Raw genomic sequence first — 23,663 nt, forward strand, 5'->3', positions numbered from 1 at the left:
CCGACTGGGCTAGGTTGGAGGCGTGAGAGCAGCGCCACATGTCCTGGGAATCGTGCTCGCCGGCGGCGAGGGCAAGCGCCTGTATCCGCTCACCAACGACCGCGCTAAGCCGGCAGTACCCTTCGGGGGCAGCTATCGGCTGATCGACTTCGTGCTTTCCAACCTCGTCAACGGGGGATACGAGCGCATTTGCGTACTGACGCAGTACAAGTCGCACTCGCTGGACCGCCACATCGCTCAGACGTGGTGGTCGAGCGGCTTCCACGGCGAGTACATCACCTCGGTGCCCGCCCAGCAGCGCTTGGGCAAGCGCTGGTTCACCGGCAGCGCCGACGCCATCCTGCAGTCGCTGAACCTGGTCTACGACGAGAATCCCGACTACCTGGTGGTATTCGGCGCCGACCACGTGTACCGGATGGACCCGTCGCAGATGGTGGAGGCCCACATCGCGTCCGGCGCCAGCGCGACGGTCGCCGGCATCCGTGTGCCGCGCGAAGAGGCGTCCGCGCTCGGCTGTATCGATGCCGACGAGGCCGGTCGCATCACCCGCTTCCTGGAGAAGCCGGCCGATCCACCCGCCACTCCCGACGACCCCGCGACGACGCTGGCATCGATGGGCAACTACGTGTTCACCACCGAAGCGCTGATCGAGGCGTTGCGCGCGGACTCGGAGAACGACGACTCCGGCCACGACATGGGCGGCGACATCATTCCGGCCTTCGTCGCCAAAGGCGAGGCGGCCGTCTACGACTTCCGCGACAACGAAGTGCCCGGTGCGACCGAGCGCGACCGCGGCTACTGGCGCGATGTCGGGACGATCGACGCCTTCTTCGACGCGCACATGGATCTGGTGTCCCCGAACCCGGTGTTCACGCTGTACAACCGGCGCTGGCCGATTCGCGGCGAGACGGCGAACCTGCCGCCCGCGAAGTTCATCTTGGGCGGCTCGGTGCAGGACTCGGTCGTCGGTGCCGGCTCCATCGTCAAGGCGACGGCCGTCAGCGGGTCGGTGATCTCGACCGACGTCGTCATCGAGGAGGGCGCGGTCGTGCAGAACTGCGTGGTCATGCCGGGCGCCCGGATCAATTCCGGCGCGGTGGTCCGCAACGCGATCCTCGACAAGAACGTCGTCGTGGCGCCGGAGGCACAGCTCGGCGTCGACCTCGAGCGCGACCGCGAGCGCTACTCGGTCAGCGACGGCGGAGTAGTGACGATCGGCAAGGGCATCACGGTCCAATAGCCGATCCCTTTGCGGTTTTGCCCGGAAACCGGATCAAACCGCAAACGGATCAGTCGAGCCGGCGTCGAGCGGCGTCGACCAGTGGGACGAGTTCGGGATTGGGCAGGTCGTCGAGCGGGAACCACTTCAGGTCGAGCGATTCGTCGCTGCGCTCGGGGCGCGGCAGTGTTCGATCCGGCGTCGGCGGCGCGACGGCGACGAACCGCACGTCGAGGTGGCGCGTCGGCACCCCGAGCGAACAGGTGATCGGATGCGTGTGCAGATGCACCGGGTCCGGGAGCAGGGTCAGCCCGGCGATGCCGGATTCCTCGGCTGCCTCCCGCAGTGCGGCCGCCTCGATCGACTTGTCGTCGGGCTCGCAGTGCCCGCCGAGCTGCACCCACTTCCCGACGCGCGGGTGCAGGGTGAGCAGCGCATGCGTGGCGGCGGCATCCACGACCAGGGCCGACGCGGTGATGTGGCCGGGCTCGTGAGCGCGCAGGCAGCCGTCGGGCGCCGCGTCGAGGAACGCCAGGTAGGTGTGGCGCAGCCCCTCCTGCTCGGCGTCGGAGGCCTGGAAGGACGTCAGCGCGGCCTGGGTGGAGGCGTGCAGGGTCATAGCTCGACGACCAGCCCGGTCGGGTCGGCGGGAGCGCGCGGCGGGATGTTCGAGCCGTCGTCGGGCCGTTGCGGCAGGTACCCGACGGCGATTGCCCCCAACGGCTCCCAGTGCGGGGCGAGCCCCAGCTGGTCGCGGACCACCTCGGGGGCGAAGATCGTCGAGCCGATCCAGCAGCTGCCGATCTCGCGGGCCGACAACGCCACCAGGAGCAGTCCGACGGCTGCGCCGGTCGCGACGGTGAACATCGTGTGTTCGGCGGCGTTGCGGCGATCGTCGGGATAGGTGTGGGCGCCCTCGGGGACGAGGAACGGGATGACGATCTCGGGCGCGTCGTAGAGGATCTGCCCGCGCCGGACACGTTTGTCGATCGACTCGGGCGTCTTGTCGTCGCCACGCAGATCGGCGCGCCACGCCTTGCCCATCGCGTCGAGCAGGGCCACGCGACGCTCGCGGTCGCGCAGCCACAGGAAACGCACCGGGTGCGTGTGGTGCGGGGCCGGCGCGGTCAGCGCCTCGGCCATGGCCGCGCGCAGCTGTGCCGGATCGACCGGCTCGTCGGCGAAAGCGCGCACCGACCGCCGCGTCAGCACCGCCTCCCGCCGCCCCTGCGCCACGGCCAGATCGGTGCCGAGCCGAAAGAGGTCGTCGGCGCCCGGGCGCACCAGATCCGCCGCGCGGCTGCCGTCGTCGCGAGGAGTCAAACCCCGCACGATCGCCGCGGCGATTCCGTCGAGCTTGCCCTTGACCAGGTCGGCTGCCGCGGCGATCTCGTCGGCGACGGCGATCTCGGTGACGATCAGTTCGTTGCCGTGGCTATCGCGGCGCCCTTCGTAGCTGTGCGCGACCGCTAGCCCCGCCGATCCGATCGCCACGTCGGTCTGCCCGACGCGCCAGGCCCGGCCCATCGTGTCGGTGATGACGACGGCGACGTCGACTCCCGCGGCGGCGAAGGCGGCGCGCGTCGTCGCCGCACTCGCATCGGGGTCGAGGGGCAGCAACGCGAGTTCGTCCGCAGCGACGTTCGACCCGTCGACGCCCGCCGCCGCCTGGACGAGGCCGTAGGCGTTCTCGGTGATCAAGGTGCGGTTCTTGCGGGCCACCACGCGCACCGACTCCTCGTCGACGAGGCGCCGGCGCAGGGCATCGCGCTCGTCCGGATCGGCCGGCGCGGCCACCATGCGGCCTTCGGTCTTGGAGAAGACCTTCGAGGTGATGACCACGACGTCGCCATCGCGGAGCTCGGCGGCTTCGAGGATGGCCGCGGCCACATCCATACCCGCGCGGAACTCGGGCAAGCCGGGGATCGGGATGAGCTCGACCGCGCCGCCAGCACGGTGGTCGGCGGTCACCGCTCCTCCGCGAGGGCCGGGGTGTCGACGCCGACGAGCGCACACGCGTCGCGCACCATCTGCGCCGTCGCCCGGGGACTGCTCATCAGCAGCGGGGCGGTGCCGATCGCGATGCCGTCGACCGAGGCCGTATCCCCGTCGGCGACGAGCCAGCCGTCGAGGAGGCCGGCGCGGCCCCGCGCGCCGTAGTGTTCGGCGATGGCCTCGGCGGTGGTGGCGACGCCGATCACCGACAGGCATTCGTCGGCCATGCCGCGCAGCGGCTTGTTGTCGATCACGGGACTGATGCCGACGATCGGCGCCGACGCGGTCCGTAGGGCGGCACGCATTCCATTGACCGACAGAATGGCCCCGATGCTGACGACCGGGTTGCTCGGCGCGAGCAGGATGACGTCCGCATCGGCGATCGCGGCGGCCGCCTCGGGCGTCAGCGAGGCGTTGTCGGCACCCACCTGGGCGAACCCGCTGGTCGGCACTTGCGCGCGGTAGCGCACCCACCATTCCTGGAAATGAACGGCGCGCTGCGCGCCGTCGGTCGATTCGGGCGGGGTGATCACAACGTGGGTCTCGTGCCGCTCGTCGGTCACCGGAAGAAGTCGAACGCCGGGATTCCATCGACGGCACAGCGCCGCGGTGACGTCGGTGAGGCGGAAGCCGGATTCGAGCATCTGCGTGCGGATGAGGTGAGTGGCCAGATCGCGGTCGCCGAGGCCGAACCAGTCCGGGTCGGCCCCGTACGCTGCGAGTTCCTCCTTGGCGTGCCACGTCTCGTCGCGCCGGCCCCAGGCCCGTTCCTCGTCGATGCCGCCGCCCAGGGTATACATGCAAGTGTCCAGGTCAGGGCAGATTCGGACGCCGTGCATCCACGCGTCGTCGCCGACGTTGACGATGGCGCTCACCGTGTGCGGCGAACCGCCGGAGGAGCCGGTGTCGTCGGGATCGGGGAACGGGGTGGCGCCCAGCAATTCGCGCACGCCGAGCAGCAGGCGGGCGCCGCCGACGCCGCCGACGAGGACAGTGACCTTCACGATGGTCCACTGTAGTGGTCGCGAAACACGGCCTGTGAGACACGCGGATCCCTAGAGTTCGTGTCGAGACACGGAGTTTCGCGATGACAGTGGTATAGGCGAGTTTCGCCGTTCGGCTTGACCTGGACGATGGTCCGAGTGTCTAATCACATCAGTGTCATTTCGGATTTAATTTGCGGCACTCAACGAAGTGAATTGCCTTGAGGCACAGCATCTTCGACCGTATGTTCGAATCCGACGGATGTGGACGCCGAATGGGTCGGCGTCGTCGGGGCAGCCGCGACACACAGCGAGAAGCACATTCGGGTGTTCGACGTAGCTGTTGGACGGAAGCGGCTGCCAAACGGCAGCGCTGGGGCGACAACGAGAAGGAGACGCTGAGATGGGAATGAAGAACCCGCTGGGCGACGACTCGTCTGCGTACGGCATCCCGACACCGAATGCCGGGAGCGCACCTTCGGGTGCACGACTTCACCTATCCGTGGTGACCGACGATTTCGACGCGCTCTTCGACGAGGTGGAGGAGACCTGGCAGGAACGGGCGCTGTGCGCCCAGACCGATCCAGAGGCCTTCTTCCCGGAGAAGGGCGGATCGACGCGCGAGGCGAAGCGCATCTGCTCGGGCTGCGAGGTCAAGGCGGAATGCCTCGACTACGCCCTGCACAACGACGAGCGCTTCGGCATCTGGGGCGGCTTGTCCGAGCGTGAGCGCCGCCGCCTCAAGCGCGGCATCATCTGACGCCGCCGAACCACCGGCCCGGTTCCATCGCTAGGACGGGCCGTTCTCCACGGTGTCCTCATCGACGCCCAGATACGTCGCCACCTGTTCGATCAGCACCTCGCGCACCAGATCGGCGAGGTCGTCGCGGTCCTTGGAACGAACCTCCAGGGGGCGCCGGAACACCACGATCTGCGCGCGCGTCGCGTTCCCGGCCACATCGACACCGGCCGGGATGAGCCGGGCCAGCGGTATGGCCCGGTCGGCCGAGACTTCCGCAGGCCATTCCACCGATTCGGGATCCTTCGGCAGCATGCGGGGGACGTCGTCGACGGCGATGTTGAGTTCGCGGAGCTGATCGTGCCAGCGCGCGTCGATCTCGGCGATCGCCTCGATGACCACCGCGTCGAACTCGTCGGCGCGCGAGGTCCAGGCCGGGACCGATTGCGGGAGCAGCGGCGAGCGGAGGCCCCGTGCCCGGCGGTCGCGGGCCCGCCTGGTGCGCAACGATTCTGCTCGCATGGCCACGAGTGTAGGGCCGCACCGGGCGCGTACGGCGGCGCGGTCTCCGGTGTGTCTCCCGTTCGCTGTTGCCGTCGAGGGCTAATCTTGCAGGCGTGACCAATCTTCGTCAGTGCTGCCGCCCGGCCTGTTCGCGCCCGGCCGTGGCGACGCTGACCTACGACTACGCCGGTTCGACGGCGGTGATCGGTCCACTCGCACGGGCTTCGGAGCCGCATTCGTGGGATCTGTGCGCCGAGCACGCCGACCGGATCACGGTGCCGCGCGGGTGGGAGATCATGCGTTCGGTGAGCGGCTTCGGCGCACCGCCGGAAGAGCAGGAACTCACCGCACTCGCCGAGGCGGTACGCGAATCGGTGGCGGTCGGATCGGAGCCGCTCGACGGCTTCGACGACCTGCCGCCGCGCCCCTCGGTGGCCCCCTCGCGACGGGAAGCCGCGACGTCGACGCGTCCGCGGCCCGGTCGGCGCGGGCATTTGCGCGTCCTGCCCGACGTGGACTGAGCCGCGCGCGCCCACGGCGCGGCGGTGATGGATACGCTAGAGGCATGCGCACCACACAGGTGGACCTCGACGACCCGAGCAGTCTCATCGATGCCGACGTCGATGGTCTGCTGCACGCCGCCGCGCGCGCCGGCGCACAGGTGCGGGCCGTCGCCGAGGCGGTTCGCGAAGGCGTGATCGAGCCGCTGTCGGCCCTGCGCCCGCGCAGCGTAGTGATCGTGACCGGCGCCTCGGTGGCGGCGGCCCAGGCGGCGCGATTCGTTGTCGCCCACAGCGCCGCACGGCTCGACGTTCCGCTGGTGTCCGCACCGGCGCTGCCCGGCTGGATCGGCCCGCTGGACGTCGTTGTGCTGGTGGGCGACGACGCCGGGGATCTGGCCCTCGCCGATGCCGCGTCGCGGGCGTCTCGCCGTCACGCCGAGTTCGTCGTCGTCGCGCCCGTGGAAGGTCCGCTGGCCAGCGCGGTGGGCGGGCGTGGCATGGATCTGTCGCCACGGATCCAGGTGCCCGAGCAGTTCCGCTTCGTCGGGCAGGTCGCCGCGCTCGTCGCGGTGTGCCAGGGGCTCAAGCAGGTTCGCTACATCGGCGGGGATCTGGATCTGGAGCTCCTCGCCGACGCCCTCGACGCCGAGGCCGCCCGCAACCATCCGTCCCAGGACGCCTACGGTGCGCCCGCCAAGACGCTGGCGGAGCGGTTCCGCACCGCGACACCGGTGCTCAGCGGCGACAGCCCGGCCGGCGACGCGCTCGCCGCGCGCACGGCTAGCACGCTATTCGCCGTCGGCGGAGTGCCCGCCGCCGCCGTCGACCTCGCCGCCGCCATGACCCAGCTTCTGCGCGACCGGGGCGGGTCGGCGAGCGACGCCCTCTTCCACGACCCCGAGATCGACGGGCCGTTGCCGCAGCGCGCGCGGCTGCACGTCCTGAGCACCCCGGTCCAGCAGTGGCAGGCGCGCCGACGCGTCGCCGCCCTCCCCGACGCCGAGGTTCTCGTCGGCTCGGCACCCGACGAGGCGACGCCGGAGGGTGCTTCAGCGGCAGGTGCGACCGGAGCGGTCGACGACGGTGCGTCGGCGCTGCTCACCTACCTGGTCCTGGCTGCTCGGCTGGAAATGGCAGCGGTGTATGCCGCGCTGCTGGGGACGCGGTAGCGGTGCAATTGCTCGAAGGGCTCATCCGCCCGTATGCCTGGGGGTCGCGCACCTCCATCGCGACGATCCGCGGCCTGCCGACGCCGTCCGCGCACCCGGAGGCGGAACTCTGGTTCGGTGCCCACCCGGCCGGCCAGGCGCAGTGCCTCGACGACCACGGGCGGCCCGACCACTCGCTCCTGGCAGAGATCGAGGCCGATCCGCTCGCCGCGCTAGGCCAGCCGGTGATCGACGAGTTCGGCGTGCGGCTGCCCTACCTGCTCAAGGTTCTGGCCGCCGACGAGCCGCTGTCCCTGCAGGCCCACCCGAGCGCCGAGCAGGCTGCCGAGGGCTTCGCGCGGGAGAACGCGGCCGGAATCCGCATCGACGCGCCCGAGCGCAACTATCGCGATCCCTGGCACAAGCCGGAAGTGATCGTGGCGATGACGCCCTTCGACGCGCTCGCCGGCTTCCGGGACGCCGGACGGACGGTCGAGCTGCTCCGCGAGCTGTCGCTGCCCGCCCTGGACCCGTACTTGGGGATGATCGCGGGCCAACCCGATTGCCACGGGCTGCGGGCGCTGTTCACGACGTGGATCACCCTGCCCGAGGCCGTGCTCGCCGAACTGGTGCCCGCCGTGATCGATGCCGCGGTCGCCGTCCTGGCCGCCGGGCCGACCGAGTTCGACGCCGAGTTGCGCACGTTGCTCGAACTGGGGGAGGCCTACCCGCGCGATCCGGGCGTGCTCGCGTCGTTGCTGCTCAACCGCATCCACCTCGAGCCCGGGCAGGCGCTCTATCTGGCGGCGGGGAATCTGCACGCCTATCTGCGCGGCACCGGCATCGAGGTGATGGCGAACTCCGACAACGTGCTGCGCGGGGGTCTCACGCCCAAGCACATCGACGTTCCCGAGCTGCTGCGCGTCCTGGACTTCGCGCCCGTGCAGCCGGTGCAGCTGTCGCCGGAGGTGACGACGTTGGGCGCCGAACGGATCTACGTGACGCCCGCGCCGGAGTTCCGGATCTCGCGGGTCGAGCTCGACGGAACCGGCATGCACCAGCCCTCGACGATCTCCTTCGACATGCCGGGTCCGCAGATCCTGGCGGTCACCTCGGGCCGCATCGAAGTCCGCGGCGGTGGCGAGGTCATCACCGCGTCCTCCGGCCAGGCCGTGTGGCTCGCCGACGGCGATCCCGACGTCATCGTCGCGGTCGCCTCGTCGAAGGGGACCTTCTTTCGTGCGCGCGTGCCACTCGGCGCCGAGGCCGACCGGGCGGAGTAGACGTCTACCGCACCGCGGCCAGGTCGCGCTCTGGTGCGGCGGCGACGGTGGCGACGTCGAAGCCGGCTCCGGGCAGGGCGACGGCCACGCTGGAAGGATCCTCGGACGTGCAGTCGATCCGTGCCCACGTGGTCGCGGCCGCGTCCTGTTCGACGGGGACGCCCGAGCCGGCTCGCGTGAGCCGGAAGCGATACGGAGCGTCGGGTTCGGGCGTGGATTCGTCGAACAGGTCGACCTCGATGAGCGCGGCCCGCGATCCGGGTACGACGGCGCCGAGCGCGAATACGCAAGGGTCGTCGATTCTCGTCAGCAGATGCTGCCAGCGCGCTGGTACGGCGGTGTGCACGCTGATCGCCGCGCCCGCGGCGATGCAGCGACCGAGCAGCAGACCGGCCTGCCATTGGCCTCCGGCGAATTCGACGGGGTGGCGGGCCGAGGAGAACAGCGGAAGGGTAACGGCCCGCCCCGCCGGGTCGGCACCGATGATGGGGCCGTCGTCGCCTACCCGGAACCGCCAGTGCCGCAGGCATTCCGAACCTGCGGGCAGCTCGGGCGTGCCGGCGAGCGATGCGCCGCCCGGCAGCCGGGAGTGCAGCGCGGCGAGTTGGCGCTTCGGCAGCGGATCCATCGCGGCAGCGGACGAACGCAACACCCGTCCGACCCCGGGTATCTCGGTCGTGCCGAACAACCCGTGAAGTCGTGGCGCCGAAACGGGGCCGGTCAGGCGGAGGATCGTCGTGGTGGATACGGCGTCGTCGGCCGCGACCGCCGCGAGGGCGGCCGGCGAGCAGTCCGGGCGCAGCGCGAAAGTGCGCCAGACGACCCCAGACGAACTGACACCGTTCGGTCCGGCCTGTACGTCGAGCGGGAAGCTCTCCCGCCCGTCGCGGGGGAACAGCCGCGGCCCGACCAGGTGATCGGTGTGCTCGGCGAGGTGATCGGCGCTGCACACCGTTGCGCGCATACCGTGCGCGGCGAGTCGCGCCGCCAGGCGGCGCGTCATGACGGTGGCGGCGCGCAGCGCGAACCCCGCACCGGAGGGCGATGAGCCGGATCCCTCGTTTCGCGGCCGCGCGTACAAGTCCGTGACAGGGATCCGGAGCACGGCAACCACCCGTCGGACTGCGGCGATCGGCAGCGGTCCCAGCGTCGCGCGGTAGGCCGAGGCGAGTGGGCCCGCCCCGCAGTAGCGGTGCTCGGTCACCACCAGGTCCACCTCGACCGGCACCGGACAGGATCGTCGGAAGTCTTGCAGGACAGCAAGATTCACGGTGCAATCGTCGCCGGTCAGCGCCTCGGACCCGCCGGCTTCGTGGACGCGCGGTGCGGGTCGCGGGTGATCGAGCCGAACGACGGTGACCAGACACCGGCCGTCCCAGCGCATCCCGACCGGTGGGCCGCCGAGCCGGTTCGGGTCGACGCTATCGTCGGCGTCGAAGGCGCACGGTAGCGACAGTTCGGCGGTGCGGACGGCAAGAGATGTGCGACGCACGGCGATTCCCCCGATTCGATGCGTTGGGCCACGCGGCCCCCCGGCGGCGTGTGCAGGTGCGACGCTAGCGCAGCGGCGGAATCGCTGCTGCGGAATCAGCGGTTGAGCCATTCGCCGCATTCGCCTGCGTGCGACGGCGCCACATGCGAGAGTGTCATCGGCGCCGCAACGTCATGCGGACCGATTCGGGGGAGTCTGGTCCGCGTCGGCGCCGAGTCGGAGTGGGGGTCCGATGGTCAGGCAATTGACGACGCGCGCCCAGGTGAGCGGATATCGCTTCCTGTTGCAGCGCGCCGAACACATGCTGGTGCGCCGCGATGCGCGGATGCTGCACGACCCGATGCGCGCACAACGGCAGTCGATCACCGTCGGGCTGGTTCTCGCCGTGCTCATCGCGGCGGGGAGCGGCGTGTACGGGCTGATCCGGCCGGTCGGCTCGGTGGCCGACGCGCCGATCGTGCTCAACCGTTCCGACGGCGGGCTCTTCGTCGTCGTCGACCGCACAGCGCACCCGGCGCTCAACCTGGCGTCGGCGAGGCTGATCGTGGGCGAAGCGGCGACGCCCAAGACGGTGTCGGCGGCCGCGCTGCGCGATCTGCCCCGCGGGCCGACGCTGGGGATCATCGGTGCGCCGAACGCGCTGGGGACGGGCGCGGCGACGGCGTGGACGGTGTGTGACGCCGCCGAATCCGGGGTGTCTGCCGACGTGGCGGGCGACCGTGCCGAGCCGCCCGCCCGCACGGCGGTCGTGGTCGGGGACGGCAGCGAGGCGGCCGGCCTGCGCGCCGCCGAGAACGCCGGGATGGTGGCGGCGGTCGGGGGAGAGGTCTACCTCGTGTACCGGCTCGGCAGCGGAATGGCGGCGCGCACTGTGCGCGCCCGGGTCGATACGTCGTCGTCGGCAGTACGGCGTGCGCTGCGCCTGGACGACGCGCCGGTGCGCGGCCTCTCGTCCGGGATGGCCAACGCGATCGAGGAGGTGGAGCCGCTGACCGTACCGACGATTCCGGAAAGCGGCAGACCCGGAGCGCTCGGGCTGGCGGCCGGAACGGTGTTCGCCGTGCCGGGGCTCGACGGTCGCGCCGACCATTTCGTCGCTCTCGCCGACGGTGTTCAGCGCCTCACGGGGACGGCGGCGGAGATGCTCCGGTTCGCCGCAGCGTCGTCGCCGACCCAGATTCCGACGGTGTCGCCCGCGCGAGCGGCCACCGCGCCGATCGTCGAGCGGGTGCGCGTCGAGCACTTCCCCGACCGCGCGCCGCATCTGCTCGACGCGGTGCAGGCGCCGGTCGTCTGCCAGCACTGGCACCGTCGTCCGGGTGCGCCTGCCGCCACGACAGCCCTGCTGGCCGGACACCGCATCCCGGGCGGGCGGCCGGTGATCCCGGTGGGAGCCGACGGCCCCGGGCCCGGCCTCGACGAGGTGCGCGTCGCACCGGGGACGACCAGCGATGTCCGCGCGACCGGGATGGATCCGCGCAGCTCCCGCCGCCACGGTCGGTTCTTGGTCAGTGACACCGGCATCAGGTACTCGGTCGCCGACGACCGGGCCGCCGCCGTGCTCGGTCTCGGCGACCCCGGCCTGGCGCCCTGGCCGATCGTCGGCCTGTTGCCCGCCGGACCCGAGCTATCTCGGGCTCAGGCGCTCGTGGCGCACGGCCGGTTCGACCAGTAGCGGGGGCTTCGTCAGGAACACGTCTTGGCCAGTGCGATGACGAGTTCCTCCCACTGCTGGGTGATCTCGGCGGCGCTGAGTCCTTCGGCCTCGGTGAGGAACAGCACCGCGTCGGCGTGCAGCGGAGCCTCGATGGCCAGGGCCACGACCTCCGGGCGCGCTACGCCGAGTTCGATCAACAGCATGCGCACGTGCGTGGTGGTCGCCATGACGACCGGCATGGTGAATCGTTGGGGGCCTTCGGAGGCGAGTGCTTCGGCGAGGATGTCGCGGTGGGCCAGGGTGTGCTCGAGGCGCGCCCGGCCGTAGGCGAGCAGGCGGTCCAGCGGCGGTGCGCCGGGCCCGAGCGGCGGGGGGCCGAAGAGAAAGCCGTGCTGCAGCCGCTTCTCGTCGTGGTCGACGAGGGCGCGCATCAGGCCGGTGCGGCTGCCGAACCGGCGGAACACCGTCCCCTTGCCGACCCCGGCGGCCTGGGCGACCTCCTCCATCGTGATCGCCGCGGCGCCTCGTTCGGCGACGAGCTGCGCGGCGGCGTCGAGCAGCCGGACCCGATTCGCGGCAGCATCGGCCCGCTCGTCGCGCCCGGCCAGCAGGTCGCTGCCGACGAGCGGGATCCCGTCATCGTCACCGCTGTTCACAGTGATGAGGGTAACGGTTCGCCCAAAGCGGGCAGATTTTCCGAATGATCGGCGTTGGGTCCGATTATGAGCCGCAAACCCGTCATCGCCGTGCTGGTCGGCAGTCTCCGGACCCGATCGATCAATCGACAGCTCGCCCGGATAGCCGTCGACAACGCCCCCGAGGGGGTGGTGGTCAAGATCGTCGACGGTCTGGGCGAGTTGCCCTTCTACAACGCCGACGCCGACCCGAGTACCTCCGACGGCGTCGGTGCGCGACTCGACGGCCGGGTCGCGGCGCTGCGGGCGGAGGTGGAGGCCGCCGACGGGGTGTTGCTGGTGACTCCGGAGTACAACGGTTCTCTCCCCGCCGCGCTCAAGAACGCGCTCGACTGGTTGTCGCGGCCGTACGGGGCCGGCGCGCTGATCGGGAAACCCGTCGGGATCATCGGCGCCTCGCTGGCCCGCGGGGCGGGGGAGCGGATGCGCACCGACGCGGTGAAGGTCGTCGGCGTCGCGGGCGGGCACATCGTCGAGGACGTGCGCGTCGCGCTGCGGACGAGCGAACTCGGCGAGCGCGGAGTGGCCGACGAGGAGATTGTGAGCCAGGTCACCGAGGCCGTGGAAGTCCTCGCCGACGCGATCGAGGCGCGCGCGGCCGTCTGAACGTCGCCGCGGGACACCCCTTCGGGCGACACGCCGAACACACCGTGACACGCCGAGAATTTGTGATCGTGTAGGCCTGCGACCAGCGAGTTTCATAAATGTAATTCACAACTTCTAGTGTTGGCTGGCAATGTCAGACACAAGGTGTAGTGTTCGGGGTACCCCAAACGACATCGATGGAATTCGGAGCAGCTATGGCTATCACCGTCTACACCAAGCCGGCTTGCGTTCAGTGCAACGCGACCTACAAAGCTCTGGACAAGGCTGGCGTGACCTATGACGTCGTCGACATCTCGGAGGACTCCGAGGCGCGCGACTACGTCATGGCGCTGGGTTACCTGCAGGCTCCCGTCGTCGTCGCCGGGGACGAGCACTGGTCGGGTTTCCGTCCGGATCGCATCAAGGCGCTCGCCGGCGCAGCAGCCACCGCATAGCCGAGGTGGGATCGTGTCGCTGTCAGTCGTCTACTTCTCGTCGGTGTCGGAGAACACGCACCGATTCGTCGAGAAGCTGGGCCTGCCCGCGGTGCGGATCCCCGTCCACGACCGGGCGGAGCCGCTGACCGTCGACGAGCCTTACGTGCTGATCACGCCGACCTACGGCGGCGGGCGCAGCGCCACGGCGACGGGCGGGGGCTATGTGCCCAAGCAAGTCATCCGATTCCTGAACGACCACCACAACCGCTCGTTGATCCGCGGCGTCATCGCCGCGGGCAACACCAACTTCGGCGAGGAGTTCGGCATGGCGGGCGAGATCGTCGCACACAAGTGCGGCGTCCCGTTCCTCTACCGATTCGAACTCATGGGTACCGCCGACGACGTGGAGCGCGTCCGCGACGGGTTGGCCCGGTTCGCCAGAACCGCCGACGAGGTGCTGGCGACCTAGTCGCCCGGTCCGCCTCCATCGAAGAAGTGTGTCGGCAGTCGCCGATGAAGAACCCCCATTCAGTCCAGATCTGCACTACCAGGAGTGTCTATCGTGTCGTCGCCCACCACCGCCTCTGAGACCGCGTCGGCCAGCCAGTCCGGCGTCCATCCGAGTCCCGCCGGGCATCAGCCGGAGGAACTGGACTACCACGCGCTCAACGCGATGCTGAACCTGTACGACGCGGACGGGAAGATCCAGTTCGAGAAGGACCGCGAGGCGGCCAACCAGTACTTCCTCCAGCACGTCAACCAGAACACGGTGTTCTTCCACGACCTCGACGAGAAGCTGGACTACCTCGTCGAGGAGAACTACTACGAGCCGGAGGTGCTGGAGCGCTACAGCCGGGAGTTCGTCAAGGACCTGTTCGGCTACGCCTACTCCAAGAAGTTCCGGTTCCCGACCTTCCTCGGCGCGTTCAAGTACTACACCAGCTACACGCTCAAGACGTTCGACGGCAAGCGCTACCTGGAGCGCTTCGAGGACCGCGTCTGCATGGTCGCGATGACGCTGGCGGCCGGCGACGAGACGCTGGCGCGCCAGCTGGTCGACGAGATCATCTCCGGCCGGTTCCAGCCGGCGACGCCGACTTTCCTCAATTCGGGCAAGAAGCAGCGCGGCGAGCCGGTGAGCTGCTTCCTGCTGCGCATCGAGGACAACATGGAGTCCATCGGGCGCTCGATCAACTCGGCGCTGCAGCTGTCCAAGCGGGGCGGCGGAGTCGCGCTGCTGCTGAGCAACGTCCGCGAGCACGGTGCCCCGATCAAGAAGATCGAGAACCAGAGCAGCGGCGTCATCCCGATCATGAAGCTGCTGGAGGACTCGTTCTCCTACGCCAACCAGCTCGGCGCGCGCCAGGGCGCGGGCGCGGTGTACCTGCACGCGCACCACCCCGACATCTACCGCTTCCTGGACACCAAGCGGGAGAACGCCGACGAGAAGATTCGCATCAAGACGCTCTCGCTGGGCGTGGTGATCCCCGACATCACCTTCGAGTTGGCCAAGAACAACGACGACATGTACCTGTTCAGCCCGTATGACGTGGAAAGGGTGTACGGCAAGCCGTTCGCCGACATCAACGTCACCGAGAACTACCACGACATGGTCGAGGACAAGCGGATCCGCAAGACCAAGATCAAGGCGCGGGAGTTCTTCCAGACGCTGGCCGAGCTGCAGTTCGAGTCGGGCTACCCGTACATCATGTTCGAGGACACGGTGAACCGGGCGAATCCGGTCGAGGGGAAGATCACCCACTCCAACCTGTGCTCGGAGATCCTGCAGGTGTCCACGCCGTCGACCTTCAACGACGACCTGTCCTACTCGCACGTCGGCAAGGACATCTCCTGCAACCTCGGTTCGATGAACATCGCCAAGGCGATGGACTCGCCGGATCTCGGTCAGACCATCGAGACGGCGATTCGCGGATTGACGGCGGTCGCCGACCAGACGTCGATCGATTCGGTGCCGTCGATCAAGCTGGCCAACGACCGCGGCCACGCCATCGGCCTCGGGCAGATGAACCTGCACGGCTACCTCGCCCGCGAGCGGGTCTTCTACGGCAGCGAAGAGGGCGTCGACTTCACGAACATCTACTTCTACACGGTGCTCTATCACGCGTTGCGCGCCTCGAACCGCATCGCCAAGGAGCGCGGTACGGCCTTCGAGGGCTTCGAGCGCAGCAAGTACGCCAGCGGCGAGTTCTTCGACAAGTACACCAACCAGGTGTGGGAGCCGAAGACGCAGAAGGTGCGCGACCTGTTCGGCCAGGCCGGGATCCACATCCCCAACCAGCAGGATTGGCGTGAGCTGAAGGAGGCCGTGGCACGCGACGGCATCTACAACCAGAACCTGCAGGCCGTGCCGCCGACCGGATCGATTAGCTACATCAACCACTCGACGAGTTCGATCCACCCGGTCGCGGCGAAGATCGAGATCCGCAAGGAAGGCAAGATCGGCCGCGTCTACTACCCGGCGCCGTACATGGACAACGACAACCTGGAGTACTACCAGGACGCGTACGAGATCGGCTACGAGAAGATCATCGACACCTACGCGGCCGCCACTCAGCACGTCGACCAGGGGCTGAGCCTGACGCTGTTCTTCAAGGACACCGCCACCACGCGCGACGTGAACAGGGCGCAGATCTACGCCTGGCGCAAGGGAATCAAGACGCTCTACTACATTCGTCTGCGGCAGATGGCCCTCGAGGGGACTGAAGTGGAGAACTGTGTCAGCTGCATGTTGTAGTTTGATTTATCAAACTATGCGTTCGCCGGGGTCACTGCATGCGAAACCGCAGGGCTGACTCCGCGTCGCGCATCGCATCGATGAGGAGCTGGGCGCGGCTGATCGGATCGGGCGCGGTCAGCGCCCGGTAGCGGTCGGCCTCGGTAATCGGCATGGATCCCGCTGTGGCCCAGGTGAATTCGCCGGGGGACAGGCTCGCGTCGGTGACTTGTGGAAGGGCGACGTGCCGTCCGGATCGGGCCGCGAGGGTCTGAATGCAGTTGAGCAGGTCGCCCACGGCGGACTGCAGCTGTGGCCGGCAGGTCTCCCAGTCCGCTGCCGCCACGGGCTGATCCGGCCACGCCGACACCCGTGCCCGCGGATAGGGGTCGTCGACGAGCCACTCATCGACGCGGATGCGCTCAGAACCCTGGCAGAACACGGAGTACGTGCCCCCGCGCGACTGCCGATAGTCGACGATCTCGGCGATCACGCCGGCGTCGGTGCGCACGTCGCCGCCGCCCACCTCGCTGCCGCGCTCGATGAGGACCACCCCGAAACGCGGCTCGCCGCCGATGCAATGATCCATCATCGCGATATAGCGCGGTTCGAAGATCCGCAGGGGCAGCGTCGCGCCGGGGAGCAGGGTCGAGCCCAGCGGGAACATCGGCAATTCGGTCGCGGTAGCCCGCATGACGTCCGCCTTCTCAACCGTGCGGGCCGCGCCCGCCTAGTAGATGTACACGATCGAGTCGGTACCGCCGCGGCAGATCACCACATCGCCGCGGGGACGGCAGTTCATCGGCACCCTGGCCCGCTCCTGGGGCGCCCACCCGTTGACCAAGCGGGAATCGCCCATTTTCCCGGCCCGCAGATATGCGGTGCGCACGCTCGCGGCGAAAGCGCAGCTGGCGGACCGCCCCTCGTGCGTGGCCACCCCGCGCGCGCCCGGGCACGGCTTCGCACCGGCCGGCAGTTTCGGCGCGGCGGGGGCCCCGTCGGTGCGCGGGGGCGGAGCCGGCTGCTCCCCGGTCTGGGCGGGCGGCGCCGTCGCCGTCGCCGTCGCCGTCGGCGTCGAGGGCGCGACGGTCGCCGACGGCGCAGCGGAGTTGTCGCCGCCGTCGTCGTCAGCCAGCCTGATGGCCACGACGGCGCCGACGATCCCGATGATCAGAGTGGCGATGCCCAGCGCGGCCAGCAGGGGTGTCCTGCGGCGCTTCGGCTTGTCGGTGCCGCTGTTCACCGGCAGTCCGCCGGTGGGTGGCGGCGGGTAGCCGACGGGAGCCTGGGCGGGCCGGCCCGTCGGGGGCGGATCAGGGTATCGGTTGGTCATCGGCGGCATCCCCCTTCGTTGCTGGGGATTCTAGTGCCAGAACCCCCCGACACGCCGGGTGGCGACACGCCGCGGTCGACGGTGACACACCATCTTGTGGTCCCGCTCGACAGGAGTCCCAAGGGGTAGTGTTGATCGCATTCCCGGTGGGGAATCCGAACTACTCTTCCGAGCAACCGAGGTGTCATGTCTGCGACCGCCCACAGCCCTGCCGAAGGCGCACCGATCAAGCTGGTCAGCCGGGTCAGCGCGATCAACTGGAACCGAGTTCCCGACGAGAAGGACGCCGAGGTCTGGGACCGGTTGACCGGCAATTTCTGGCTGCCGGAGAAGGTGCCGGTGTCCAACGACATCCCGTCGTGGAACACGCTCACCGAGTACGAGAAGCAGCTCACGATGCGGGTGTTCACCGGACTCACGCTGCTCGACACGATCCAGGGCACGGTCGGGGCCGTCTCGCTCATCCCGGACGCGACGACTCCGCACGAGGAAGCGGTGCTCACCAACATCGCGTTCATGGAGTCGGTGCACGCGAAGAGCTACAGCTCGATCTTCTCGACGCTGTGCTCGACGAAGGAGATCGACGAGGCCTTCCGCTGGTCGGAGGAGAACGACAACCTCCAGCGCAAGGCCAACATCGTCATGGAGTACTACCGCGGCGACGATCCCCTCAAGCGCAAGGTCGCCTCGACGCTGCTGGAGTCCTTCCTGTTCTACTCGGGCTTCTACCTGCCCATGTACTGGAGCAGCCGTGCCAAGCTGACGAACACGGCCGACCTGATCCGCCTCATCATCCGCGACGAGGCAGTCCACGGCTACTACATCGGCTACAAGTACCAGCGCGGGCTGGAGACCCAGACGCCCGAGCGCCGTCAGGAACTCAAGGACTACACCTTCGAGTTGCTCTTCGAGCTCTATGACAACGAGTCCGACTACACCGAATCGCTCTACGACGAGGTCGGCCTCACCGAGGACGTCAAGAAGTTCCTGCGCTACAACGCCAACAAGGCGCTGATGAACCTCGGTTACGAGGCGATGTTCCCGCGCGACGAGACCGATGTGAACCCGGCGATTCTCTCGGCGCTGTCCCCGAACGCCGACGAGAACCACGACTTCTTCTCCGGTTCGGGCAGCAGTTACGTCATCGGCAAGGCCGTGAACACCGAAGACGAGGACTGGGACTTCTGATGCCGGCGGCGGGACCGTTGCGACCGGGTTCGGTCGACGGCCGGGCCCGCCGCGCCACGGTGCCTCGGCGCACCCTGGCTGACTGGGACGGCGCCGCGCGGCGGCAGGATCCGCTGGCGACGATTCTCGAGCAGGACGCGATCCGCGATCCCGATCTGCTGGCCATCCGGCACGGCCGGATGGGTGCCTCGCCGTGGAGCTACTTCCGCGGTGCGGCCGCCGTGATGGCGGCCGATCTGGCGTCGTCGCCGAACACGGGTATTCGGGTCCATCTGTGCGGTGACGCCCACGTTCTCAACTTCGGGCTGTGGCGAACGCCCGAGCGGAACCTGTCCTTCGATTTGAACGACTTCGACGAGACGCTGCCCGGCCCCTTCGAGTAGGATGTGAAGCGTTTCCTCACCGGCCTGGTCGTGTTGGCCCGGGAGCACGGGATGCGCAACCGCGCCACCGAGCGGGCGGTGCGGGCCGGATACCAGGGCTACCGCCGTTGGATCGGAACGTACGGCCGGCGATCCGAACTCGACGTCTGGTACGACACCATCAGCGTCGAGCAATTGGGCCGCTACACCACCGCCGCCCACGACGCGCGCTTGGAGAAGTGGCTGAAGCGGCGGGGCGCGAAGAGTTCGAATCGCTCCGCGTACGCCAAGCTCACCCGGGCCGTCGACGGACGGCGCCGGATCGTCGACCGGCCGCCGTACCGCGCACACGAGTCGATCGATCTGACACGCCTCGACTCGGTGCTCGGAAGCTACCGATCGTCGGTGCCCGACCCGCTCGGCGTCCTGCTCGACCACTATGACGTCGTCGACGCGGTCCGCCAGGTCGTCGGGGTGGGCAGTGTCGGCATGCGGGACTATCTCGTGCTGTGCGAGGACCGTCGCACCGGAGACCCGCTGTTCTTGCAGGTCAAACAGGCCGGTCCGTCAGTCTACGAGCGATGGCTCGGCGAGAGCCGCTACCCGTCGCACGGCGAACGCGTCGTCGCCGGTCAACAGTTGCTGCAACGTGCGCCCGACATGTTCCTCGGCTGGACCACGATCGACGGGATGGACTTCTACGTCCGCCAGTTCCGCGACGGCAAGGTCGTCGCGACCGGCGAGCAGCTCGTGCGCCGCTTGCCCGACTACGCCCGCGCCTGCGGCCGGGTGTTGGCTCGCGCCCATGCCCGCAGCGGGGACGCCGCCGCCATCGCGGACTACCTGGGCAGCGCGCAGAAGGTCGAGGACGCGTTCACCGCCTTCGCCTTCGCCTATGACCAGCAGAACGCGCGTGATCACGCGAAGTTGGCCGTCGCGATCGAGGACGGTCGCGTCGAGGCGGTTCCGGGCTGGCCGTGAGCTGTCCGACCCGCACGATTTCGCCGGTGCAGCACCGATCGAAGCGGTATTGGCGAAACCATGCTGGTTCGACGGTCATCCCCGGCCGGTGAGCCGGTCGTACAGTGCCGCTAGCTCGTCGGTCGCCTCGGCGATGTCGAGCGCGGCGATCCCCGTGGCCCGCAGCGCGGTGCGCAGCAGGGGTGCTTCGAACTCGGTGAGCGCGTGGAAGTCGGTGAACGTCGGCGGCTCCAGATAGGCGGTGCGGTCGCCGTAGAAGTCTTCGACGACGACCTCGGCTGCCGCGTCGCCGTTCGTTTCGGCAGCGGGATCGGTCGCCGCTGCGTTCGCCAGTTCGAGCAACTCCGCGAGCGGGGCACCCATCACCGTCAACAGCACCGACGGGTCGCGGTCGATCAGGGCCGCGACCTCGTACGCCGTCGCCAAGACGTGGATGCACAGGTCGTCGATCGGGCAGGTGCAGCCGACGGTCGCATCGGCCGGTTCCGTCGGTGCGACGAACCCGCCCAGCCCGGCGGGCTGACCCCCGCGGGCCACCTCGGTCAGGTCGGTGACGCCTCCGCGTTGTCGCAGCAGGGGCACGACGGTGGCGGCGTCGACCGCCCGCAATTCGATGGTGACCGCGAACGGGTCGAGCTGACTGCCGGTCACCGACGACGTCACCCGGCCCCGGTCGACGGCGAGCCCGTGCACGTGGCGGTCGCGGAAGTAGCTGCGCGCCTTGGTGATCCGACGGGGCTGCGCCGGCTCGAACGCTCGCAGGAACGCCTGGCCCCACGGCGTGATCCCATACGAACGGACCGGCGCCTTCACCGTCCGCCGTCCGCTGCTCGCCCTCGCCACTATTCGCTCACCGCTTCGTCGCGCAGCCTCAGCAAGTCGTAGACCGCGTCGTCGCCGAGTTCGGAAAGCCAGCTCTCGCCGGCGCGGACGGTGAGCGCGGACAGTTCGCGCTTGGCCGAGATCATCTCGTCGATTCGCTCCTCAAGGGTGCCGACGCACATGAACTTGCGGACCTGCACGTGCTGATCCTGTCCGATGCGGTAGGCGCGGTCGGTGGCCTGGTCCTCGACCGCCGGGTTCCACCAGCGGTCGATGTGGACGACCTGGCTGGCCGCCGTCAGGTTCAGCCCGGTGCCGCCGGCCTTCAGCGTCGCGAGCAGCAGCGGCGGCCCGTCGTCGGACTGGAAATCGGCGACCAGCCGGTCGCGCTCGGCACGCGGCAGGCCGCCGTGCAGGATGGGGATCGGGGCGCCGAGCAGTCCGGCGAGCCACGGCGCCAAGAGATCGGCGAAGGCGGCGAACTGCGTGAACACCAGCATGCGGTCGCCCTCGTCGGCGGCCGTCGTCGCGAGATCGGCGAGCAGTTCGGCCTTTCCCGAACGGTTGGCGCCGCCGCGCATCACGGGTGAGCCGTCCGCGAGGTAGTGCGCCGGGTGGTTGCAGACCTGCTTGAGCCGGGTGAGCGCGGCGAGAACCGTCCGGCGCCGCAAGGTGCGCTGCTGGCGGTCGGCGAGCGCCGCCATCAGATCGTCGACGACGGCGCGGTACAGCGCGGCCTGTTCGACGGTGAGGTTGGCGCGGACGATCAGTTCGGTCTTGGGCGGGAGACCGGCCTCGATCTCCGGATCGGTCTTGGTGCGGCGCAGGATGAACGGCCGGGTGAGTGCCCGCAGGCGCCGAGCCGTCTGCTGGTCGCGGTCCCGCTCGATCGGCTCGGCGAATCGCGCTTTGAACGTCGACGCCGAGCCCAGCAGCCCCGGGTTGACCAGGTCGACGACGGCACGCAGATCTTCGAGCCGGTTCTCGACGGGTGTCCCGGTCAGCGCGACACGATGGTCGGCGTCGATCGCCCGGACCGCTTTCGCGGCCGCGGTGGCGACGTTCTTCAGGTGCTGCGCCTCGTCGACGACGACGCGGCCCCACGGGCGCCCTCGAAGACGGACTGCCGCGAGCAGATCGCGGTCGCGGGTCGCGATGGCGAACGTGGTGAGTACGACGTCGGATTCGGCGACGGCGGCGTGAAAGTCGGCACCGCGCAGTCGGTCCGGACCGTGATGCACGGTGACGCGCAGGTGCGGTGCGAAGCGCGTCAGTTCGCTGGCCCAGTTGCCGACCAGCGACATCGGGCAGACGATCAAGGTCGGGTTGGGCGTGGCGCCATCGGCCCGTTCGTGGCAGAGGAGAGCGATGATCTGGACGGTCTTGCCCAGTCCCATATCGTCGGCGAGCACACCGCCGATGCCTTGGTTGCCGAGGTGAGCCAGCCAATCCAGACCGCGCCGCTGGTAGGGCCGCAACGTGGCCTTCAACGTCCACGGCGGCTTCAGCGGGGGCGGACGGAGCCCGCGTCCGGCCGCCATGTCGTCGAGCCATCCCAGACCGGGGGCGGCGACGATCGGGACCGGCGGCGGCGCACCGGTGATACCGGTGATCATCGCCAGCAGGTCGCGGGCCGCGGTGGGAGCACCGGTTTCGGTGCGTCCGCGCTGCTCGGTGATGAACCTGGCCGCCCGGGAGAGTGCGGCGTTCTCGGCGAGCACCCACACGCCGCGCACCTTGACCAGGTCACCGTGCTGGCGAGCCAGACTGTCGAGGTCGGACTGGGTCAGCGTCGCCGCGTCGGGGGCGTCCCCGAGCGCGAGGCGCCATTCGAAATCGGCCAGATCGTCGAGTCCGACGATCGCGGCCCGACCGGTGTTCGTCGCCACCGGGGTGGCCTGCGCGTGCAGCGCGGGGCGAACGGTGGCGATCGAGCGGGGGAGCAGGACGGTGAACCCGGCCTCGCGCAGCAGGCTCGCCCCCGCGCTCAGGAAGGCCTCGGCCTCGTCGGTGGTCAGCAAGAAGTCCAGCGACTGCGGGTCAGTGCCCGCGTTCGCCAATTCGGGGTTCACCGCGAGTGCGTGGGCCAGGGACGTCGTGAGGTCTTCGAGTTCGGGACCGGCCAGTCGGTGGGGCGCCACGGCGACGATCGAGCCGGTCGCGTCTCGCCGGCAGACCTGCAGACGCCACGGCGGAGCGCCGACCGCGGGTGATTCATCGTCGGGCAGATGGAGTCGGAACACAGCCGGCGGTTCGCCGGCGGCGGCGCTCGCCGACCACCGGCTCCACGCCGTCGAAGCGTTCGGGCCGCGCTCGGCGGGAAGGGGAGCTGGGTCGTCGACGAGGTCGGTCAGCAGGCCGCCGGCGGCGACCGGTGAGCCGCCGCGCAACCGCGAGCGGCACAGCGCGTCGGTCATCTCCCTGACGAAGTCGGCGACCGCGGCATCGCGATCGCCGTGGCGCGGATCGTTGCGGATGAGGGCGGCGGGCGTGTGATCGAGCATCGCCGCCAGCCACGAGCGCCACGCCGGCGTGTCGACGAGTCGCCAGCGCAGGAGGTGCTCGCCGTCGACGGAGGCCACCGAGGGGACGACCGCGCCGCTGGTGATCGCGGCATCCACGCCGTCGAGCAGCCCGCGGTAGAAGCGGAACTCCCCGCCGGCGTCCGCCGCCATCCGGTCGTCGAGCGCCGACAACAGCGCGAGGGTGGTGCCGCGCCCGAGCGCCACACAGCGGCGAAGGGTGCGCTGTCCGTCGGGACCGACGACGGGCAAGGTGCGGCGCGGTGCCCGGTCGACGAGGAACTCGCGCAGCTTGTCCGGCACCTCCTCGGCCGAGATCGGCGCCCCGTCGTCGGCGGCGTCTTCGGTGGCCCGCCACAGCGTCAGCCCCAGGCCGGGGCGCCACAACGCGCGCAACGACATCGTCGTCACGGCTGGGGAGGCGGGCATGACGCCCACTGTATCGGCGGCGACCGACGTTTCCCGGCCGCGGATTAGGCTG

21 protein-coding genes and 1 pseudogene are annotated in these 23,663 nt (G+C 69.6%); 12 read left to right on the plus strand and 10 right to left on the minus strand.

Annotated elements, in window-relative coordinates; genetic code table 11:
- The first annotated feature begins 22 nt into the window (after nucleotides 1-22).
- Nucleotides 23-1,240 (plus strand): glucose-1-phosphate adenylyltransferase, encoded by a 1,218-nt coding sequence (glgC, locus tag GOARA_RS12270; protein ID WP_040523039.1) that lies wholly within the window; start codon nucleotides 23-25, stop codon nucleotides 1,238-1,240.
- A gap of 49 nt (nucleotides 1,241-1,289) precedes the next feature.
- Here the strand turns inward: glgC and GOARA_RS12275 are convergent, their stop codons facing one another.
- From GOARA_RS12275 to cofD, 3 genes are read right to left on the minus strand one after another with little or no spacing between them, the layout of a single operon-like run.
- The gene (locus GOARA_RS12275) at nucleotides 1,290-1,838 is read right to left on the minus strand and encodes an NUDIX domain-containing protein (protein ID WP_007322706.1); all 549 of its coding nucleotides are present in this window, start codon (nucleotides 1,836-1,838) and stop codon (nucleotides 1,290-1,292) included.
- Complete coding sequence (locus GOARA_RS12280; protein ID WP_007322707.1) at nucleotides 1,835-3,190, minus strand: coenzyme F420-0:L-glutamate ligase; 1,356 nt, start codon at nucleotides 3,188-3,190, stop codon at nucleotides 1,835-1,837. Before GOARA_RS12280 ends, GOARA_RS12275 begins: the two co-directional genes overlap by 4 nt.
- A complete protein-coding gene (gene cofD, locus GOARA_RS20615) occupies nucleotides 3,187-4,218 on the minus strand; it encodes a 2-phospho-L-lactate transferase (protein ID WP_007322708.1) in 1,032 nt (343 codons plus the stop codon). Before cofD ends, GOARA_RS12280 begins: the two co-directional genes overlap by 4 nt.
- A 481-nt stretch (nucleotides 4,219-4,699) precedes the next feature.
- Between cofD and GOARA_RS12290 the strand changes: the two genes are divergently transcribed.
- On the plus strand, nucleotides 4,700-4,957 hold the full coding sequence (locus tag GOARA_RS12290; RefSeq protein ID WP_040523109.1) for a WhiB family transcriptional regulator: 258 nt from the start codon (nucleotides 4,700-4,702) through the stop codon (nucleotides 4,955-4,957).
- Between the two features lie 30 nt (nucleotides 4,958-4,987).
- Here the strand turns inward: GOARA_RS12290 and GOARA_RS12295 are convergent, their stop codons facing one another.
- Complete coding sequence (locus tag GOARA_RS12295; protein ID WP_040523043.1) at nucleotides 4,988-5,458, minus strand: metallopeptidase family protein; 471 nt, start codon at nucleotides 5,456-5,458, stop codon at nucleotides 4,988-4,990.
- 95 nt (nucleotides 5,459-5,553) lie between these two features.
- Here GOARA_RS12295 and GOARA_RS12300 point away from each other — a divergent pair, with 95 nt between their 5' ends.
- Genes GOARA_RS12300 through manA form a run of 3 tightly spaced genes read left to right on the plus strand, consistent with a single transcriptional unit; the run spans nucleotide 5,554 to nucleotide 8,374 of the window.
- Nucleotides 5,554-5,961, plus strand: coding sequence for a DUF3499 domain-containing protein (locus tag GOARA_RS12300; RefSeq protein ID WP_083834864.1), 408 nt, complete (start codon nucleotides 5,554-5,556; stop codon nucleotides 5,959-5,961).
- 44 nt (nucleotides 5,962-6,005) lie between these two features.
- Nucleotides 6,006-7,112 carry a hypothetical protein gene (locus GOARA_RS12305; protein ID WP_007322712.1) on the plus strand — a complete coding sequence of 369 codons (1,107 nt, stop codon included), beginning with the start codon at nucleotides 6,006-6,008 and terminating at the stop codon, nucleotides 7,110-7,112.
- Nucleotides 7,113-7,114: 2 nt separating this feature from the next.
- The gene (gene manA / locus GOARA_RS12310) at nucleotides 7,115-8,374 is read left to right on the plus strand and encodes a mannose-6-phosphate isomerase, class I (protein WP_007322713.1); all 1,260 of its coding nucleotides are present in this window, start codon (nucleotides 7,115-7,117) and stop codon (nucleotides 8,372-8,374) included.
- A gap of 4 nt (nucleotides 8,375-8,378) precedes the next feature.
- Here the strand turns inward: manA and GOARA_RS12315 are convergent, their stop codons facing one another.
- A complete protein-coding gene (locus GOARA_RS12315) occupies nucleotides 8,379-9,866 on the minus strand; it encodes a type VII secretion protein EccE (protein WP_040523047.1) in 1,488 nt (495 codons plus the stop codon).
- Between the two features lie 232 nt (nucleotides 9,867-10,098).
- Here GOARA_RS12315 and eccB point away from each other — a divergent pair, with 232 nt between their 5' ends.
- Nucleotides 10,099-11,541 carry a type VII secretion protein EccB gene (gene eccB / locus GOARA_RS12320; RefSeq protein WP_007322716.1) on the plus strand — a complete coding sequence of 481 codons (1,443 nt, stop codon included), beginning with the start codon at nucleotides 10,099-10,101 and terminating at the stop codon, nucleotides 11,539-11,541.
- 11 nt (nucleotides 11,542-11,552) lie between these two features.
- Here the strand turns inward: eccB and GOARA_RS12325 are convergent, their stop codons facing one another.
- Nucleotides 11,553-12,179 carry a TetR/AcrR family transcriptional regulator gene (locus GOARA_RS12325; protein ID WP_040523050.1) on the minus strand — a complete coding sequence of 209 codons (627 nt, stop codon included), beginning with the start codon at nucleotides 12,177-12,179 and terminating at the stop codon, nucleotides 11,553-11,555.
- Between the two features lie 66 nt (nucleotides 12,180-12,245).
- Between GOARA_RS12325 and GOARA_RS12330 the strand changes: the two genes are divergently transcribed.
- The 4 genes from GOARA_RS12330 to nrdE all read left to right on the plus strand — a co-directional run bounded on the left by GOARA_RS12330 (nucleotide 12,246) and on the right by nrdE (nucleotide 15,995).
- Complete coding sequence (locus GOARA_RS12330) at nucleotides 12,246-12,824, plus strand: NAD(P)H-dependent oxidoreductase (RefSeq protein WP_040523052.1); 579 nt, start codon at nucleotides 12,246-12,248, stop codon at nucleotides 12,822-12,824.
- Nucleotides 12,825-13,018: 194 nt separating this feature from the next.
- Nucleotides 13,019-13,258 carry a glutaredoxin-like protein NrdH gene (nrdH, locus tag GOARA_RS20430; protein ID WP_007322720.1) on the plus strand — a complete coding sequence of 80 codons (240 nt, stop codon included), beginning with the start codon at nucleotides 13,019-13,021 and terminating at the stop codon, nucleotides 13,256-13,258.
- 13 nt (nucleotides 13,259-13,271) lie between these two features.
- On the plus strand, nucleotides 13,272-13,709 hold the full coding sequence (gene nrdI / locus GOARA_RS12340) for a class Ib ribonucleoside-diphosphate reductase assembly flavoprotein NrdI (protein ID WP_007322721.1): 438 nt from the start codon (nucleotides 13,272-13,274) through the stop codon (nucleotides 13,707-13,709).
- A 93-nt stretch (nucleotides 13,710-13,802) separates the two neighbouring features.
- Nucleotides 13,803-15,995 carry a class 1b ribonucleoside-diphosphate reductase subunit alpha gene (gene nrdE / locus GOARA_RS12345; RefSeq protein WP_007322722.1) on the plus strand — a complete coding sequence of 731 codons (2,193 nt, stop codon included), beginning with the start codon at nucleotides 13,803-13,805 and terminating at the stop codon, nucleotides 15,993-15,995.
- 31 nt (nucleotides 15,996-16,026) lie between these two features.
- Here the strand turns inward: nrdE and GOARA_RS12350 are convergent, their stop codons facing one another.
- Nucleotides 16,027-16,668 carry an LON peptidase substrate-binding domain-containing protein gene (locus tag GOARA_RS12350; protein WP_007322723.1) on the minus strand — a complete coding sequence of 214 codons (642 nt, stop codon included), beginning with the start codon at nucleotides 16,666-16,668 and terminating at the stop codon, nucleotides 16,027-16,029.
- Nucleotides 16,669-16,704: 36 nt separating this feature from the next.
- Nucleotides 16,705-17,307, minus strand: coding sequence for a hypothetical protein (locus GOARA_RS19880; protein WP_007322724.1), 603 nt, complete (start codon nucleotides 17,305-17,307; stop codon nucleotides 16,705-16,707).
- A 186-nt stretch (nucleotides 17,308-17,493) separates the two neighbouring features.
- On the opposite strand from GOARA_RS19880, the gene nrdF reads away from it, so the two are divergent.
- Nucleotides 17,494-18,495 carry a class 1b ribonucleoside-diphosphate reductase subunit beta gene (gene nrdF, locus GOARA_RS12360; RefSeq protein ID WP_007322725.1) on the plus strand — a complete coding sequence of 334 codons (1,002 nt, stop codon included), beginning with the start codon at nucleotides 17,494-17,496 and terminating at the stop codon, nucleotides 18,493-18,495.
- A pseudogene (locus GOARA_RS12365) lies at nucleotides 18,495-19,838 on the plus strand (DUF2252 domain-containing protein). The gene nrdF and the pseudogene GOARA_RS12365 overlap by 1 nt, the downstream one beginning before the upstream one ends.
- Nucleotides 19,839-19,913: 75 nt before the next feature.
- Here GOARA_RS12365 and GOARA_RS12370 read toward each other — a convergent pair.
- Both GOARA_RS12370 and GOARA_RS12375 read right to left on the minus strand, forming a co-directional pair.
- Nucleotides 19,914-20,681: a hypothetical protein gene (locus tag GOARA_RS12370; protein ID WP_306302180.1), complete on the minus strand. Its 768-nt coding sequence runs from the start codon at nucleotides 20,679-20,681 to the stop codon at nucleotides 19,914-19,916.
- Nucleotides 20,681-23,611, minus strand: coding sequence for a DEAD/DEAH box helicase (locus tag GOARA_RS12375; RefSeq protein WP_040523116.1), 2,931 nt, complete (start codon nucleotides 23,609-23,611; stop codon nucleotides 20,681-20,683). The genes GOARA_RS12370 and GOARA_RS12375 overlap by 1 nt, the downstream gene beginning before the upstream one ends.
- Nucleotides 23,612-23,663: the final 52 nt, after the last annotated feature.

It is taken from the genome of Gordonia araii NBRC 100433, assembly GCF_000241265.1.
GTDB lineage: Bacteria > Actinomycetota > Actinomycetes > Mycobacteriales > Mycobacteriaceae > Gordonia > Gordonia araii.

Bases quoted from the DNA above. Each gene is read 5' to 3' on its own strand.
- GOARA_RS19880 (WP_007322724.1), bottom strand. From the start codon at position 17,307: ATGACCAACCGATACCCTGATCCGCCCCCGACGGGCCGGCCCGCCCAG.
- GOARA_RS12305 (WP_007322712.1), top strand. From the start codon at position 6,006: ATGCGCACCACACAGGTGGACCTCGACGACCCGAGCAGTCTCATCGAT.
- nrdF (WP_007322725.1), top strand. From the start codon at position 17,494: ATGTCTGCGACCGCCCACAGCCCTGCCGAAGGCGCACCGATCAAGCTG.
- nrdH (WP_007322720.1), top strand. From the start codon at position 13,019: ATGGCTATCACCGTCTACACCAAGCCGGCTTGCGTTCAGTGCAACGCG.
- GOARA_RS12330 (WP_040523052.1), top strand. From the start codon at position 12,246: ATGAGCCGCAAACCCGTCATCGCCGTGCTGGTCGGCAGTCTCCGGACC.
- GOARA_RS12275 (WP_007322706.1), bottom strand. From the start codon at position 1,838: ATGACCCTGCACGCCTCCACCCAGGCCGCGCTGACGTCCTTCCAGGCC.
- eccB (WP_007322716.1), top strand. From the start codon at position 10,099: ATGGTCAGGCAATTGACGACGCGCGCCCAGGTGAGCGGATATCGCTTC.
- GOARA_RS12375 (WP_040523116.1), bottom strand. From the start codon at position 23,611: ATGCCCGCCTCCCCAGCCGTGACGACGATGTCGTTGCGCGCGTTGTGG.
- GOARA_RS12350 (WP_007322723.1), bottom strand. From the start codon at position 16,668: ATGCGGGCTACCGCGACCGAATTGCCGATGTTCCCGCTGGGCTCGACC.
- GOARA_RS12295 (WP_040523043.1), bottom strand. From the start codon at position 5,458: ATGCGAGCAGAATCGTTGCGCACCAGGCGGGCCCGCGACCGCCGGGCA.